Origin of the sequence: Erwinia sp. LJJL01, from assembly GCF_047300805.2 — a bacterium.
Lineage (GTDB): Bacteria > Pseudomonadota > Gammaproteobacteria > Enterobacterales > Enterobacteriaceae > Erwinia > Erwinia aphidicola.
Genome location: NZ_CP178576.1, coordinates 3,996,345 through 4,012,574, shown reverse-complemented (window position 1 = coordinate 4,012,574; position 16,230 = coordinate 3,996,345). Strand labels below are relative to the sequence as shown.

Here is a 16,230-nt window from a genome sequence, read left to right as displayed (position 1 = left end):
TTTACACAACTGGTAGCACTTAGAATCAATTGAACTGTTAAAAATTGACCATTGTTCTGACGAAAACCGCCTCAGCCCGCATCAGTTAAGGCCAGCGCTTAGTGACAAAATGACTTTGTTATTGAAATTTCATTGAAAATGTCGAGCGGTTCAGGAAATTTCCTAAATGCGATCTACGCTTAATTGTAAGACGCTAAATTTTGACGAGCAGAGTAACCAAAAAAAATTGTGTTTTCCGCTAAAACAGTCAGGTTGGCATAAGGGTTGCTGTACTCATTAACAAGTTCCTTCAGGGGCTGACCCCAATTAGGCTCCTGGTACCTGTGCTAAAAACGAAAGGACGGGCATCGCCATGAATATATTCGATCACTATCGTCAGCGTTATGAAGCTGCCAAGGACGAAGAGTTCACACTGCAGGAGTTCCTTGCGGTTTGCCGGCAGGATCGCAGTGCATACGCCAACGCGGCGGAACGACTGTTAATGGCTATCGGTGAGCCAGTAATGGTGGACACCGCCCTGGAGCCACGCCTTTCCCGACTGTTCTCTAACCGTGTGGTCGCACGCTACCCGGCGTTCGAAGAGTTTTATGGTATGGAGGATGCGATTGAACAGATCGTCTCCTACCTGAAGCACGCGGCGCAGGGGCTGGAAGAGAAGAAACAAATTCTCTATCTGCTCGGCCCGGTCGGTGGCGGTAAATCCTCACTGGCTGAGCGGCTAAAATCTTTAATGCAGCGCGTACCCATTTACGTGCTGACCGCTGACGGCGAGCGCAGCCCGGTTAATGACCATCCGCTGTGCCTGTTTAACCCGCAGGAAGATGCCCATATTCTGGATAAAGAGTATGGCGTCCCGCGCCGTTATCTTGGCACCATCATGTCGCCGTGGGCGGCTAAACGCCTGCATGAATTTGGCGGTGACATCACCCGCTTCAAAGTGGTGAAAGTCTGGCCGTCAATTCTGGAACAGGTGGCGATTGCCAAAACTGAACCGGGCGATGAAAACAACCAGGATATCTCCGCACTGGTGGGTAAAGTCGACATCCGTAAACTGGAAAACCACGCCCAGAACGATCCGGATGCTTACGGTTATTCAGGCGCGTTATGCCGTGCTAACCAGGGGATTATGGAATTCGTCGAGATGTTTAAAGCACCGATTAAAGTGCTGCATCCGCTGCTGACCGCCACCCAGGAAGGGAACTATAACGGGACGGAAGGTATCTCCGCCCTGCCATTTAACGGGATTATCCTTGCGCACTCGAACGAATCTGAGTGGGTAACGTTCCGTAATAACAAGAACAACGAAGCGTTCTTAGACCGTGTCTACATCGTCAAAGTGCCTTATTGCCTGCGCGTTTCTGAAGAGATAAAAATCTACGAGAAACTGCTGGTCAACAGTGAGCTGACCCATGCACCTTGCGCGCCCGGCACGCTGGAAACCCTGGCACGCTTCTCTATCCTGTCGCGCCTGAAAGAGCCGGAAAACTCCAGCACCTACTCAAAAATGCGCGTGTATGATGGTGAAAGCCTGAAAGACACCGACCCTAAGTCGAAGTCTTACCAGGAGTATCGTGATTACGCTGGCGTCGATGAGGGAATGAACGGGTTATCTACCCGCTTTGCCTTCAAAATTTTGTCGCGCGTGTTTAACTTTGACCATGTCGAAGTAGCAGCTAACCCGGTGCATCTGTTTTACGTGCTGGAACAGCAGATTGACCGTGAGCAGTTCCCACAGGAGCAGGCAGAGAAATATCTCGAGCATCTGAAAGGCTATCTGATCCCGAAATACGCCGAGTTCATTGGCAAAGAGATCCAGACTGCCTATCTGGAGTCCTACTCCGAATATGGCCAGAACATTTTTGATCGCTATGTCACCTACGCTGACTTCTGGATTCAGGATCAGGAGTACCGCGATCCGGACACCGGCCAGCTGTTTGACCGTGAATCCCTGAATGCCGAACTGGAGAAAATTGAGAAGCCAGCCGGGATCAGTAACCCGAAAGACTTCCGTAATGAGATCGTCAACTTCGTGCTGCGCGCCCGGGCGCATAACAATGGTCGTAATCCGAACTGGACCAGCTACGAGAAGCTGCGCACCGTGATCGAGAAGAAAATGTTCTCGAATACTGAGGAGCTGCTGCCGGTCATTTCATTTAACGCCAAAACGTCGACCGACGAACAGAAGAAACACGACGATTTCGTCGACCGTATGATGGAAAAAGGGTACACCCGCAAACAGGTACGTCTGCTGTGCGAATGGTATCTGCGCGTGAGAAAATCGTCGTAACCAGAAAGTCGCATCCAATCGGGTCAGGGCCGGTCCCTGACCCGGATTGCAACGTTGTTTGGGGGAGCTATGGCCTATTTTATCGATCGGCGTCTTAACGGCAAAAACAAGAGCGCGGTGAACCGCCAGCGCTTCTTGCGCCGCTATAAGTCGCAAATCAAACAGTCGATCTCCGAGGCCATTAATAAGCGTTCGGTTACCGACGTTGAAAGCGGCGAATCCGTCTCTATTCCTGTTGAAGATATCAATGAACCGAGTTTCCACCAGGGGCGCGGCGGCCAGCGTCATCGCGTTCATCCAGGTAATGACCACTTTGTCCAAAACGACCGCGTTGAGCGCCCGCAGGGCGGCGGCGGTGGCGGCGGTAGCGGTCAGGGAAATGCCGGACAGGATGGTGAGGGACAGGATGAATTTGTCTTCAACATCTCGAAAGATGAGTATCTCGACCTGCTGTTTGAAGATCTGGCACTGCCTAACCTGAAGAAAAATCAGCACCGGCAGATGAATGAATATAAAACCCACCGCGCCGGCTACACCGCTAACGGCGTTCCAGCCAACATCAGCGTGGTGCGGTCACTGCAAAACTCTCTGGCGCGGCGCACCGCCATGACCGCCGGCAAGCGGCGCGAGCTGGGCGAACTGGAAGCCACCCTGCTGAAAGTGGAGAACAGCGAACCGGCTCAGCTGCTCGAAGAAGAGCGGCTGCGTAAAGAGATTGCCGAACTGCGCGCGCGCATTAAACGCGTGCCGTTTATTGACACCTTTGACTTACGTTATAAGAACTTCGAGAAGCGCCCGGAGCCCTCCAGCCAGGCGGTGATGTTCTGCCTGATGGACGTTTCGGGTTCCATGGATCAGGCTACCAAGGATATGGCGAAGCGCTTTTATATCCTGCTGTATCTGTTCCTCAGCCGCACTTACAAGAACGTGGATGTGGTGTATATCCGTCATCACACTCAGGCGAAAGAAGTGGATGAACAGGAGTTCTTCTACTCGCAGGAGACCGGCGGCACTATCGTCTCCAGCGCGTTAAAACTGATGGATGAAGTGGTTAAAGAGCGCTATGACCCGGCGCAGTGGAATATCTATGCCGCACAGGCCTCCGATGGCGACAACTGGGCCGATGACTCGCCGCTGTGTCATGAGATCCTGGCAAAAAACATCCTGCCGGTGGTGCGTTACTACAGCTATATAGAAATCACCCGGCGTGCTCATCAAACCCTGTGGCGTGAGTATGAACATCTGCAGTCGACGTTTGATAACTTCGCCATTCAGCACATTCGTGAGCCGGAAGATATCTACCCGGTATTCCGCGAGCTGTTTCACAAGCAGGCCGAAGAGAATTATTAAACCAGCGGGTTGACCGGTCGCCTGGTCAACCCTTTTCCCGTAGAATCACCTGGTGCCAGGGTGACGACGCCGCTTTAAGCGGCAGATTTCCCCTCACTACCCGCCTTTCGCTTCAATCCACGAAATAAAGCGACCTTTTATCGCACTCATCAGCATTTGTTTCATGACTTTATGCGATATTTTATTCTGGCTAAAATAGTACCCTCAGAATGCCAATCAGTGACCTTCGGGTTTTGACTTTATACCGGCTGTTACAACACACTGTAAAAACAGGTTTTAATCTTCACAGGAGAAATGCCCATTGGAAGCCAGCGCGATCTACAGTCTTTTCATCATTGGTTCAGTGCTGGTAGCTTCGAGCATTCTGCTCAGCTCTTTCTCATCTAAGCTGGGCATCCCGATATTAGTTATCTTTCTCGCCCTCGGTATGCTTGCCGGGATTGACGGCATCGGCGGCATTGCCTTTGACAACTATCCGGCAGCCTATCTGATCAGTAACCTTGCGCTGGCCATCATCCTGCTGGACGGCGGCATGCGTACTCAGGCCAGCTCCTTTAAGGTGGCGCTCGGACCGGCGCTGTCGCTGGCAACGGTGGGAGTACTGATCACCGCCGGGCTGACCGGTCTGGCTGCCGCCTGGCTGTTCGACCTTAATCTGATGAACGGTTTTCTCGTCGGGGCAATTATCGGCTCTACCGATGCTGCAGCCGTGTTCTCCCTGCTGGGCGGCAAAGGTCTCAACGAGCGCGTCAGCGCCACGCTGGAGATTGAGTCCGGCAGCAACGACCCGATGGCGGTGTTCCTGACCATCACCCTGATTGAGATGATCCAGCAGGGGCAAAGCGGGCTGAGCTGGATGTTTGTGGTGCATCTGGTGCAGCAGTTTGGCCTTGGGATCGTGCTTGGGCTGGGCGGCGGCTGGGCGCTGCTGCAAATGATTAACCGCGTCTCTCTCGCGGGCGGCCTCTACCCTCTGCTGGCGGTCAGCGGTGGGATTCTGGTCTTTGCGCTGACGACCGTGCTGGAAGGCAGCGGTATCCTCGCCGTCTACCTGTGCGGCTTTGTACTGGGCAACCGCCCAATTCGCAATCGCCACGGCATCCTGCAGACCTTCGACGGTATGGCCTGGCTTAGCCAGATTGGCATGTTCCTGGTGCTGGGACTGCTGGTAAACCCGACCGACCTGTGGCACATCGCGCTGCCTGCCACTTTGCTGTCGCTGTGCCTGATCCTGGTAGCTCGCCCGCTGTCAATCATCATCGGGCTGCTGCCGTTTCGCGGCTTTAATATTCGCGAGCGCATATTTATCAGCTGGGTGGGGCTGCGCGGCGCAGTACCGATTATCCTGGCGGTGTTTCCGATGATGGCCGGATTGCCTCACGCCCCGCTGTTCTTCAATATCGCCTTCTTCGTGGTGCTGGTGTCGCTGATGGTTCAGGGCACCTCGCTGGGCTGGGCGGCGCGCAAAGCCAGGGTGATTGTGCCCCCCATGGCTTCGCCAATCTCCCGCGTCGGCCTCGACATCCATCCGGAGAATCCGTGGGAGCAGTTCGTCTATCAGCTAAGCGCCGACAAATGGTGCGTAGGTGCGGCGCTGCGCGACCTGAAGATGCCGCGTGAAACGCGCATCGCCGCGCTGTTTCGCGATAACCTGCTGCTGCACCCCACCGGCAGCACGCGACTGCGTGAGAACGATGTACTGTGCGTGATTGGCCGCGAGCGCGACCTGCCTGCGCTCGGTAAGCTGTTCAGCCAGTCGCCGCCTGTCGCCCTCGACCAGCGCTTCTTTGGTGACTTTATTCTGCAGGCTGATGCGCGTTTGCACGACGTGTCAGAGATCTATGGCATCGACCTGGATGAAGAGGCCAACAGCCAGCAGACGCTGGGCCAGCTGGTATCCGGCATCATCGGCGGCGCGCCGGTGGTCGGGGACCAGGTTGAATGGAAAAATATGATCTGGACCGTGGCAGAAAAAGAAGCCAATGAGATCGTCAAGATTGGCGTAAGGGTTCAGGAAGAGAAGGAGTAACGTCATTTCTCGCTTGCCGCTGAGATAGGGATAATCCGAAAACCGCCATAATTGCCGCTGGCGGTTTTCATTTTCATCAAACGGGGGCTTTATTGTTATCTTATTGTCATAACCACATTTTTTAAGTTTTAAATTACCGCTGCGCTTATTTTACCTTTCAGAATTATCCTGTTCGATTTTTCATCGTCTTTTAGGATTTTCCCGTATTAACTAAGCCAAATAACTCCTGCATACTCATCTCTTCAATTATGACGGAATTGCGTGGTGGCCTTTTTCATCACCGCTCCGCTGCCCTGATTTTGTCACACAACAGAAACATTAAAGTCAGTCCGGATAACCGTGAAGGTTTGATGTAGCGACGCCTTGACGCGTGCTTTATTCCCGTCAGGTTACTGATTCCTCATGAAAAGAGAGCAGGCATTATGGCAAGTACTCTGGTACTGAATGACCGTCGCCGCACGTTTAGCGGCACAAGAAAAAACGTCATCGCGAAAGTCGCATTAAGCTTTTCAGATTTACTTTCGATTAACCTGGCACTGTTCCTTTCTGCTGCCACCCTGCAGGGTATTTGGGGTAATCTGGATATATTTATTCCACCGCAGGAAGTTGAAGTGCGCTTTATTGCCCAGTCCGTCATGTCAGTATTGTGTACCGCCTGGTTCTGGATGCGACTGCGCCACTATACTTATCGCAAGCCATTCTGGTTTGAATTAAAAGAGATTATCAAAACTCTGGTGATTTTCTCGCTGCTGGATCTGGCCCTGATTGCGTTTTCTAAATGGGATTTCTCCCGCATGCTGTGGAGTTTTACCTGGATCTACGCGCTGATTCTGGTTCCGCTACTGCGCTCATGCGTGAAGAATGCCATTCTGAAAGCAGGTCAGTGGCAGAAGCACACCATCATTATCGGCTCGGGCAGAAATGCCCGGGAAGCTTATGCCGCATTACAGAGCGAAGAGCTGCTGGGCTATGATGTGAAAGCGTTCGTCGCACCGGCCGGTGAAAGCGGTCCTGAAAGCTTTAACGGCATTCCGGTTATCACCCATAAAGATATCGTCTGGGATACCGTCGACCTCGATAACACCCAGTTTATCGTGGCGATGGAGAACGACCAGCGTGCAATCCGCGATAAGTGGCTCAAGCTGCTGTCGAAGAAAAAATGCCGTTCGGTCTCAGTGGTACCTACCCTGCGTGGCGTGCCGCTGTATGGTACAGACATGTCCTTTATCTTCAGTCATGAAGTGATGCTGCTGCGCGTCAGCAACAATCTGGCAAAGCGCTCTTCCCGCTTCCTCAAGCGCATGTTTGACATCGTAGTGGCCTCAATGCTGCTGCTGCTGCTCGCCCCGGCCTTTGGCCTGATTTGCTGGATGGTCAGCCGTGACGGCGGCAGCCCAATCTACGGTCACGAGCGCGTGGGCCAGGACGGCAAGAAATTTAAATGCCTGAAGTTCCGTTCAATGGTAATGAACTCCAAAGAAGTGCTGGAGAAGCTGCTGGCGACCAGCGAAGAAGCCCGCGCCGAGTGGGATAAAGACTTCAAGCTGAAAAACGACCCGCGCGTGACCAAAATCGGTTCGTTTATGCGTAAAACCAGCCTTGATGAGCTGCCGCAGCTGTGGAATGTGATCCGCGGCGAAATGAGTCTGGTCGGTCCGCGCCCGGTTATTGAAGCCGAGCTGGAGCGTTATGCCGGTGACGTTGACTACTACCTGATGGCTAAACCGGGGATGACCGGTTTGTGGCAGGTCAGCGGTCGTAACGATATCGACTATGACACCCGCGTCTACTTCGACTCCTGGTATGTTAAAAACTGGGCGCTGTGGACCGACATTGCCATTCTGTTCAAAACCGCAGGCGTGGTATTACGTCGTGACGGTGCTTATTAATCCTCAGTAACGCCCGTCTGCGATAGTCATGCCGTGCCGCCGGGCATGACTATCGCCACCTCAATTCCCCTTTTTGCCATTTTCTGCTTTTCTTTTCCCGGCGTTATCTCTACCCTGTCCGGCTTGCTTTACTTCGGACCTCTCCATTCCATGCAAAAATTCACGCTGCTACTGCTCAGCCTGGTGCTCCTTGCCCCGCTGGGTATTGACCTCTATTTACCTACGCTGCCGGATATCGCCGCCGGACTGGCAACGCCTGTCACCACCATTCAGACCACTATCCCGCTGTTTCTGCTGGTTATGGGGTTAGGGCAGATCATTGCCGGACCGCTGGTGGACAATCTGGGTCGTAAGCCTATCGCGCTGATCGGTCTGCTGCTGTATGTCGGCGGCAGCGTGCTGGCCGCGACCGCCACGGGCTGGCCGCAGTTTCTTAGCGCCCGTATTATTCAGGGCTGTGCCGTCTGCTGCACCGCCGTGGTGGCATTCAGCGGCGTGCGCGACCGTCTTGATGGCGATGAAGCGGCGCGCGCTTACGGCTTCCTGAATGGCGCACTGAACATTGTCCCGGCGCTGGCACCGATGCTCGGCGGATTTCTGGCTGAAGCTTTCGGCTGGCGCGCCAATTTCTGGTTCCTGACCGGCTATGCGCTGTTTATTGGCCTGCTGGTGATCTTCTTCCTGCCGGAAACCCGACCGGCCGACACGCAAAAAGTCAAAGGAGTGCCGCTGCGCCAGTACTGGCAGATCCTCCGCCAGCCGCGTTTCCTCGCCTTTGCTTTTGCCAATGCGGGCGCGCTCGGTATGGTACTGACCTACGTTTCTCTCGCCCCGCACGTGTTAATGACCGAAGGCCAGCTCAGTGCCCTGCAGTTCTCGATTGCCTTTGGCGCGAACGGATTCTGGATCATGCTGGTGAGCGTGCTGGTCAATAAGATGATCCGCAAGCTGGGCCGCCCGATCTGCCTGGCGAGCGGCGCGCTGGCCATGACGCTGGGCGCGCTGATGCTGATGGCTGGCGTGATGCTGTTCCCCGAAAGTATGCAGAGCCACTGGGCGCTGTATATGCTCCCGGTTGCGGTTTCCGTTGCGGGTCTGGCCTTTACCGTCGGTCCGGCCACCAGCTATGCGCTGGAGCCTTATCAGCAGCAGGCAGGCGTGGCTTCCGCGCTGGCTGGGTTTATTCAGATGGCCGGGGGTTCTTCTGCGGGACTGCTGGTGATGGCGCTGCCGCTGGCGGAGAAATCCGCACTGGCGCTGATGATGGTGGCCGGAGCACTGCTGGCATTTACCGCATGGCGGATGAGCCGTAAAGTGCGCGGTACGCTGACCGCGCTCTAAGTTTACTCCACGACGACCGGCACCCGACGGGCGAGCGCGCACATCAGCTCGTAACCTACGGTGCCGGAAGCGGCCGCCACGTCATCAATCTTCACGTTATTGCCCCACAGCTCAACCTTGCTGCCGATACCGGCCTGCGGGCACGGCGTTAAATCTACCGTGATCATATCCATTGAGATGGCCCCTACGGTGCGTGTTAACGTGCCGTCGACCACGATCGGCGTGCCGGTCGGCGCGTGGCGCGGGTAGCCATCCGCGTAGCCGCAGGCCACCACACCGATACGCTGTTCGCCAGCGGCACGATAGCGCGCGCCATAACCGACTGCGGCACCGGCAGCCAGCTGCTGAATGCCGATTATTTCCGTGTTTAAACTCATCACCGGCTGCAGCCCACTCCCGGCGATATCCTGCCACTGTCCGCTTGGGGAAGCGCCATAAAGAATAATGCCGGGCCGCACCCAGTTATGATGGGTCTCTGGGTGCCACAGCGTGGCGGCGGAGTTAGCCAGCGAACGCGCACAGTCCAGTCCCTCCGCGGCCTGGTTGATACGCCGCATCGGCTCGACGATGCCTTCTGCGCTCTCTGCTTCGGCAAAGTGCGCCATCAGCGTCATCTCGCCAACGTTAGCTAACGAACGCAGTTTTTGCCAGACGTTGTGCACCTGCTCTGGCTGAAAGCCGAGTCGATTCATCCCGCTGTTCATTTTCAGGTAGATATCCAGCGGCGCAGAGAGTTTCGCCTCTGCCAGCGCTTTGATCTGCCAGTTGCTGTGCACGCTGGTGGTCAGGCGGTAGCGATCAAGCAGTTCGATATCGCTGGGATGGAAGAAGCCTTCCAGCAGCAGTATCGGCTTTCTCCAGCCGCGATCGCGTAGCAGGATCGCCTCTTCGAGGTCGAGCAGCGCAAAACCATCGGTCTCTGCCAGACTTTCCCAGACGCGTTCAATACCGTGTCCGTAGGCGTTGGCTTTCACCACGGACCACAGGCGCGAATTCCGGGCGGCCTGGCGCGCCACTGCCAGGTTTTGCCGCAACGCGGCGCGATTAATCGTTGCGACAATCGGACGTGACATACCCTCTCCTCTCCTTGAATAACTTATAACCTTGGGCTGCATTAACGAATATTGGCACCGTGCAGCGTGGTCGCTGCGGCCGGAGCATATCCCGGCAGATAGCGCATGACGGACAGATCGTCAGCCGCAATCGCCGGCGTGCGGCCGGAAATAATGTCGGCCAGCAGCTGACCAGAACCGCATGCCATGGTCCAGCCAAGAGTACCATGACCGGTATTAAGGAACAGGTTTTTCAATGGGGTACGGCCGACAATCGGCGTTCCGTCCGGGGTCATCGGGCGCAGCCCGCTCCAGAACGTCGCCTGCTCAATATGCCCACCCTGCGGATAGAGATCGCGCACCACCATCTCCAGCGTGCCGCGACGCGCAGGCAGTAGTTTGGTGTTGTAGCCGACAATTTCCGCCATGCCGCCCACGCGGATGCGGTCGTCAAATCGGGTGATTGCCACCTTGTAGGTTTCATCGAGCACCGTTGAGACCGGCGCGGCATCTGCATCTTTAATTGGAATGGTCAGCGAGTAACCTTTTAGCGGATAGACAGGCACTTTGACGATCTCATCCAGCAGTGCCGTTGAATACGATCCGAACGCAACGACGTAAGCCTCAGCCGTCACCCGCTCATCGCCACACTGCACGCCGGTAATCTTATTCCCTTCCTGGAGTAACCCGTCAACCGGGGTATTGAAACGGAACTCTACCCCAGCGTCAGCAGCCATTTTAGCCAGCCGCTGGGTAAACAGCTGGCAGTCACCGGTTTCATCATTAGGTAACCGCAGCCCGCCGGTCAGCTTGTGCTGCGTGGCGGCCAGCGCCGGTTCTGCCTGCGCCAGCTGCGCGGCTTCCAGCAGCTCGTAAGGCACGCCGGCCTCCTTCAGCACGGCGATATCTTTGGCCGCGCTTTCGTACTGCTGGGCGGTGCGGAACAGTTGCAGCGTGCCGCCCTGGCGCCCTTCATAGGCAATGCCTGTTTGCTGGCGCAGCGCCTTCAGGCAGTCCCGGCTGTATTCGGCAATGCGCACCATGCGGCTTTTATTTTGTTGATAGTGGCGCATATCGCAGTTACGCAGCATCTGCCACATCCACTCGAGCTGGAAACGGCTTCCGTCCAGACGAATCGCCAGCGGAGCATGGCGCTGAAACATCCATTTAATGGCTTTTAGCGGCACGCCTGGCGCAGCCCAGGGGGCAGCATAGCCCGGCGAGATCTGCCCGGCATTACCCGCGCTGGTTTCAAGTGCCGGGCCGGGCTGCCGGTCGATAACCGTCACCTGATGCCCGGCCTGTGCCAGATACCAGGCGCTCGCCACGCCAACCACTCCACTGCCCAGAATGACAACACGCATAACCACCTCGCCGAGAATTAGAAAAGAACAATGCACTGGATTTTTAGTTATCAACTGGATGAAAAAACCAGAGAGCACTTCATCCTTCCACTGATAAATTTCACATATTTTTTACCTGATGCCGAAATAAAAACAAGATGCCGCCATCATTTCAGTTGAAAACTCTAACAAAGACACTTTTTAAGCAGGTAATAATCAATAAATAGCATAATTGCGCAAACATCAGCACAAACGATCCCCGTCATAACTTTTCACGATAAACAGTATATTATTCTAAAAAAACAGCCTTATTCTGCATTTAACCTCAGGTAAAAACCTTTTTTAACCCAACGCTGTATTTTGTATCGAAAATTTCAATTGTTTTCGCAAGAGGGATAAGAGACAGTGAACTATCATTGAGATATTGGTTTTAATTCCAGGCTTATCATCACGGCACGGCTGCGGGTGAAGCTGACATGAAAACGGACATTTTGCCGCTACGGATGTATCGCCAGAAACCGGTTTTATAAAAAGGGGTGCGCTATGACCACGATCTTTGACGTTCCGATTAAGGACAGCAAACGACTCGATGATGGACCAGACTGGACCTTTGACCTGCTTGATGTGTATCTCAAGGAGATTGACCGCGTCGCCAAATCTTACCGCCTTGATACCTACCCGCACCAAATCGAGGTCATTACCTCGGAACAGATGATGGACGCATACTCCAGCGTCGGCATGCCAATTAACTACGCCCACTGGTCATTCGGTAAGAAATTTATTGAGACCGAGCAGCGTTACAAGCATGGGCAGCAGGGGCTGGCGTATGAGATCGTCATTAACTCCAATCCCTGCATCGCCTATCTGATGGAAGAAAACACCATGACGATGCAGGCGCTGGTTATGGCGCATGCCTGTTATGGGCACAACTCCTTCTTCAAAAATAACTACCTGTTCCGCAGCTGGACCGATGCCAGCTCGATTGTCGACTATCTGATTTTTGCCCGTAACTATATTACCCAGTGTGAAGAGCGTTATGGTGTGGAACAGGTCGAGCGGCTGTTGGACTCCTGTCATGCGTTGATGAACTACGGTGTTGACCGCTACAAACGCCCACAGAAGATCTCGCTGCAGGAGGAGAAAGCCCGCCAGAAGAGCCGCGAGGAGTATCTGCAAAGCCAGGTTAACATGCTGTGGCGCACCCTGCCGCGCCGCGAGCGTGAGGAGACCCACTTCGCCAATACCCGCTATCCGGCGGAGCCGCAGGAGAACATTCTCTACTTTATGGAGAAGAATGCTCCGCTGCTCGAACCGTGGCAGCGTGAGTGCCTGCGTATCGTGCGTAAAGTAAGCCAGTATTTCTATCCGCAAAAGCAGACTCAGGTTATGAACGAGGGCTGGGCGACCTTCTGGCACTACACCATCCTTAATCACCTGTACGATGAAGGCAAAGTATCCGAGCGCTTTATGCTGGAGTTCCTGCACAGCCATACCAACGTGGTGTTCCAGCCGCCGTATAACAGCCAGTGGTACAACGGCATCAACCCCTATGCGCTGGGCTTTGCCATGTTCCAGGATATCAAACGTATTTGTGAAGAGCCGACGGAGGAGGATCGTTACTGGTTCCCGGATATCGCCGGTTCGAACTGGCTGGATACCCTGCACTTCGCGATGCGCGAATTTAAGGATGAGAGCTTTATCAGCCAGTTCCTGTCACCGAAAGTGATGCGTGACTTCCGCCTGTTTACCGTGATGGATGATGACCGCAATAATTTCCTTGAGATTGCGGCTATCCACGATGAAGCCGGATATCGGGCTATTCGCCAGCAGCTGTCCGCTCAATATAACTTGAGCAATCTGGAGCCGAATATTCAGGTTTATGACGTTGATTTACGTGGGGATCGCTCACTGACGTTACGCTATGTGCCGCATAACCGGGCACCGCTCGACAAGAGCCGTCGTGAAGTGTTGAAACACGTACACCGCCTGTGGGGCTTTGATGTCAATCTCGAGCAGCAGAACGATGACGGCAGCGTTGAAATTTTAGACCGCTGTCCGCCGCGTGCCGGAACAGCTATCTGAGGACAATTGTAGGGGACGACCGCTTTTTTGGTCGTCCCTTTTAATTTCAGCGACGCGCCGGCGGCAGGTCGGTCGGCATGCTGATCTGCATGGCGTGCCAGATTTCGCCGCTGCGGCGGCCGTAGTCACGCACGCTGTCGACAATCAGCTCATAGTTTTTAGTCTGCAGGATTTCCAGCAGCTGCTGATAGAACGCCTGCGCCAGACGGCGCGCTTCCGGATTAGAGAAGTAGTGGCGGCCAACGCGGGTATACAGCCCTTTCAATCCATTAAGAATCAGACCGTAAATCGGGTTGCCTGAAGCAAAGGCCAGCCCGCGGAAAATATTGTAGTCAAGGTTGGTATACGCCTCGGCCTGGTCCTCAACCTGATTGGCCGTTTCCAGCACTTCGCGGGCTTTTTCCGGATAGGTGCGGATAGCGCGGCGGATAAAGATTGAAGAGATATTGGTGCGCACGGAGAGCAGATTGTCGATCAGCTGCGGCACGCTGTCATGGTCAAGCCGGGCCAGGGTTTCCAGAATACTCAGCCCCGAAGTTTCCCAAAAATTGTTCACCTTAGTCGGTTTACCATGCTGAATGGTCAGCCAGCCATCGCGCGCCAGGCGCTGAAGCACTTCGCGCAACGTGGTGCGGGTAACGCCAATCAGTTCGGAGAGCTCACGCTCTGCAGGCAGGATAGAACCCGGAGCAAAACGATTATTCCAGATACTTTCAATAATATACTCTTCAGCGAAACCCGCAGGGCTCTGCGCTTTAATGACCATAGCGTTCTAATTCCGTTGCGTTCAGGACTGCAAAATTTCAGCTCATCATACCAGACGCCCCAGGCTTCACCTAGCCTGGCTACCGGGGAAAAAGCGATCATCTGCAAAAATCAGAGATTCTTTTCCGGTAACGGATGGCGCTTTATCGGCTTCTTTTTCCGTGTCGGCTTCGAAAGCTGAAAACTTCACTTTTTTACTAACGGGTTTATTTTAAGTCATTTTCCCGCTTAAATTTTTCTCACGCAGGCTGGCATGCTGGCGCTTTTCGTTTACACTGCCGTTTCAACGCCTACTACACGGACAGACTTATGTTGAGATACCTGAATCGCTGCTCTTATGGCCGGGGTGCCTGGCTTTTAATGGCGCTAACGGCTTTTGCCCTGGAGATGACAGCGCTCTATTTTCAGCACGTGATGCTGCTGAAACCCTGCGTAATGTGCATTTATGAACGTTGCGCGCTGTTTGGCATTATGGGTGCAGGGATTGTCGGTGCCATCGCACCAAAAACACCGCTGCGCTGGGTGGCAATCGTCATCTGGCTGTACAGTGCCTGGGAAGGGGTGCGTCTGGCGTGGGAACACACGATGATCCAGCTGCATCCGTCACCGTTTGTCACCTGTGATTTTGCTGCTCGCTTCCCGACGTGGCTGCCGCTGGATAAATGGCTGCCGTCGGTATTTGTCGCCTCAGGTGACTGCGCGGAGAAATCCTGGTCGTTTCTGACGCTGGGGATGCCGCAGTGGCTGGTGGGGATCTTTGCGGCTTACCTGCTGGTTGGCGTGCTGGTGCTGATTGCCCAGGCGTTTAAACCGAAAAGACGCGATCTGTTCTCACGTTAAGCTTGCCAGAGCCAGCGTCCGCTGGCTCTGCTCCTCCGCCTTCTGTACTACTTGCCGTACCAGCGCGGACGGTTAATGATGTGCTCTTCCCAGTCTACGACTTCGCTCTCATGCACGGCGATGTGGCGCACCGAAATACGCGCGGCATGCATGGCGGCACGTGAACCGCTGCGCAGCGGATGCCACGGCGGCAGAGTTTTGCCTTCAGCCAGCACGCGATAGGCGCAGCTCGGCGGCAGCCACTGGAAGGTGGGCAAATTATCGCGCGTCAGCTTGATGCAGTCCTCCTCCAGTTCGAAACGGGTTTCATAGTTACGGCACTGGCAGGTTTTGATGTTCAGCTGATTACAGGCGACGTTGGTGAAGTAGATTTCATCGGTATCGGCATCCTGCAACTTATTCAGGCAGCACTGACCGCAGCCATCACATAAGGATTCCCATTCCTCGTCGCTCATTTGTTCCAGCGTTTTACGCTGCCAGAAAGGGGTCTCAGTCATGTTGGCGTCCAGTAAAAGTAAAAGCCCGAACCTTATAAGGGGTTTGGGCTTCAGTTGCAAGTGTTCTCGCCTTGGCGGGTGATTACAGGACGCGCGTGGCAACCCCTCTTCCGCCCAGGGAGACTTGCAGCTTATCGCCAGAAACCATCGGGCCGACCCCTTCTGGCGTGCCGGTCAGGATCACGTCGCCCGCACGCAGGGTGAAGAACTGGCTCATGTAGGCAATCAGCGGCACAATTTTATGGATCATGTCCGCGGTGCTGCCCTGCTGGCGCACTTCGCCGTTGACCACCAGCTTCAGTTCCACGTCCTGAGGATCTTCGTTAAACTCACTGACCGGAATAAAACCGGAGAGCGGGCAGGAGTTATCAAAGCCTTTGGCTTTTTCCCAAGGTTGACCGGCTTTCTTGCACCCGGCCTGCACGTCACGCAGGGTTAAATCCAGCGCAACGCCGTAGCCGGCAATCGCCTTTGCCACATGCTCAACGCTTGCATGCTTCAGCGTCGCGCCAATCAGCACTGCCAGCTCAACTTCGTGATGCACCGCGCCTAACCCCTGCGGAATCGATAGCGGCTGGCGCATATCGCACAGCGCAGTTTCCGGCTTGATGAACAGTACCGGCTCAGTCGGCGTAGCGCTGCCCATCTCTTTAATATGTTTAGCGTAGTTACTGCCCACGCACACGACCTTACTTGCCGGAAAATCTAACAGTGCGCCCTGCCAGTTGTGATGCTGATACATACTCTTCCCCTGC

At 54.7% G+C, this 16,230-nt stretch carries 12 protein-coding genes; 7 read left to right on the top strand and 5 right to left on the bottom strand.

All coding sequences use genetic code 11. The annotated features are described in order from the left end of the window. The first annotated feature begins 352 nt into the window (after positions 1-352). From yeaG to ACLI4M_RS19780, 5 genes are all read left to right on the top strand, one after another. On the top strand, positions 353-2,287 hold the full coding sequence (gene yeaG / locus ACLI4M_RS19800; protein ID WP_133623764.1) for a protein kinase YeaG: 1,935 nt from the start codon (positions 353-355) through the stop codon (positions 2,285-2,287). Positions 2,288-2,356: 69 nt separating this feature from the next. Then, entirely contained in the window at positions 2,357-3,637 is a 1,281-nt protein-coding gene (locus ACLI4M_RS19795; RefSeq protein ID WP_133623765.1) for a YeaH/YhbH family protein, read from the top strand. A gap of 301 nt (positions 3,638-3,938) precedes the next feature. Next, positions 3,939-5,666, top strand: a complete 1,728-nt coding sequence (locus ACLI4M_RS19790; protein ID WP_048915901.1) for a potassium/proton antiporter — start codon at positions 3,939-3,941, stop codon at positions 5,664-5,666. Positions 5,667-6,088: 422 nt separating this feature from the next. Further along, positions 6,089-7,555, top strand: a complete 1,467-nt coding sequence (gene wbaP / locus ACLI4M_RS19785) for an undecaprenyl-phosphate galactose phosphotransferase WbaP (RefSeq protein WP_048915900.1) — start codon at positions 6,089-6,091, stop codon at positions 7,553-7,555. A 150-nt stretch (positions 7,556-7,705) separates the two neighbouring features. Beyond that, positions 7,706-8,896: a multidrug effflux MFS transporter gene (locus ACLI4M_RS19780; RefSeq protein ID WP_048915899.1), complete on the top strand. Its 1,191-nt coding sequence runs from the start codon at positions 7,706-7,708 to the stop codon at positions 8,894-8,896. A 2-nt stretch (positions 8,897-8,898) separates the two neighbouring features. Here the strand turns inward: ACLI4M_RS19780 and dadX are convergent, their stop codons facing one another. After that, entirely contained in the window at positions 8,899-9,969 is a 1,071-nt protein-coding gene (gene dadX, locus ACLI4M_RS19775; protein WP_133623766.1) for a catabolic alanine racemase DadX, read from the bottom strand. Between the two features lie 41 nt (positions 9,970-10,010). Continuing rightward, on the bottom strand, positions 10,011-11,312 hold the full coding sequence (locus ACLI4M_RS19770) for a D-amino acid dehydrogenase (protein ID WP_099753637.1): 1,302 nt from the start codon (positions 11,310-11,312) through the stop codon (positions 10,011-10,013). Between the two features lie 522 nt (positions 11,313-11,834). Between ACLI4M_RS19770 and ACLI4M_RS19765 the strand changes: the two genes are divergently transcribed. After that, positions 11,835-13,373, top strand: coding sequence for a SpoVR family protein (locus tag ACLI4M_RS19765; protein ID WP_048915891.1), 1,539 nt, complete (start codon positions 11,835-11,837; stop codon positions 13,371-13,373). 46 nt (positions 13,374-13,419) lie between these two features. Here the strand turns inward: ACLI4M_RS19765 and fadR are convergent, their stop codons facing one another. After that, the gene (fadR, locus tag ACLI4M_RS19760; protein ID WP_048915890.1) at positions 13,420-14,139 is read right to left on the bottom strand and encodes a fatty acid metabolism transcriptional regulator FadR; all 720 of its coding nucleotides are present in this window, start codon (positions 14,137-14,139) and stop codon (positions 13,420-13,422) included. 308 nt (positions 14,140-14,447) lie between these two features. Between fadR and dsbB the strand changes: the two genes are divergently transcribed. After that, positions 14,448-14,978: a disulfide bond formation protein DsbB gene (gene dsbB / locus ACLI4M_RS19755; RefSeq protein ID WP_048915889.1), complete on the top strand. Its 531-nt coding sequence runs from the start codon at positions 14,448-14,450 to the stop codon at positions 14,976-14,978. A gap of 47 nt (positions 14,979-15,025) precedes the next feature. Here dsbB and ACLI4M_RS19750 read toward each other — a convergent pair whose 3' ends face one another. After that, positions 15,026-15,475, bottom strand: a complete 450-nt coding sequence (locus tag ACLI4M_RS19750; protein WP_048915888.1) for a YcgN family cysteine cluster protein — start codon at positions 15,473-15,475, stop codon at positions 15,026-15,028. Between the two features lie 82 nt (positions 15,476-15,557). Then, entirely contained in the window at positions 15,558-16,217 is a 660-nt protein-coding gene (locus ACLI4M_RS19745) for a fumarylacetoacetate hydrolase family protein (protein WP_133623767.1), read from the bottom strand. Positions 16,218-16,230: the final 13 nt, after the last annotated feature.

Excerpts from the sequence above, each read along its gene's own strand:
- yeaG (WP_133623764.1), top strand. The coding sequence starts at position 353 with ATGAATATATTCGATCACTATCGTCAGCGTTATGAAGCTGCCAAGGAC.
- ACLI4M_RS19795 (WP_133623765.1), top strand. The coding sequence starts at position 2,357 with ATGGCCTATTTTATCGATCGGCGTCTTAACGGCAAAAACAAGAGCGCG.
- wbaP (WP_048915900.1), top strand. The coding sequence starts at position 6,089 with ATGGCAAGTACTCTGGTACTGAATGACCGTCGCCGCACGTTTAGCGGC.
- ACLI4M_RS19780 (WP_048915899.1), top strand. The coding sequence starts at position 7,706 with ATGCAAAAATTCACGCTGCTACTGCTCAGCCTGGTGCTCCTTGCCCCG.
- dadX (WP_133623766.1), bottom strand. The coding sequence starts at position 9,969 with ATGTCACGTCCGATTGTCGCAACGATTAATCGCGCCGCGTTGCGGCAA.
- ACLI4M_RS19770 (WP_099753637.1), bottom strand. The coding sequence starts at position 11,312 with ATGCGTGTTGTCATTCTGGGCAGTGGAGTGGTTGGCGTGGCGAGCGCC.
- ACLI4M_RS19765 (WP_048915891.1), top strand. The coding sequence starts at position 11,835 with ATGACCACGATCTTTGACGTTCCGATTAAGGACAGCAAACGACTCGAT.
- fadR (WP_048915890.1), bottom strand. The coding sequence starts at position 14,139 with ATGGTCATTAAAGCGCAGAGCCCTGCGGGTTTCGCTGAAGAGTATATT.
- dsbB (WP_048915889.1), top strand. The coding sequence starts at position 14,448 with ATGTTGAGATACCTGAATCGCTGCTCTTATGGCCGGGGTGCCTGGCTT.
- ACLI4M_RS19750 (WP_048915888.1), bottom strand. The coding sequence starts at position 15,475 with ATGACTGAGACCCCTTTCTGGCAGCGTAAAACGCTGGAACAAATGAGC.
- ACLI4M_RS19745 (WP_133623767.1), bottom strand. The coding sequence starts at position 16,217 with ATGTATCAGCATCACAACTGGCAGGGCGCACTGTTAGATTTTCCGGCA.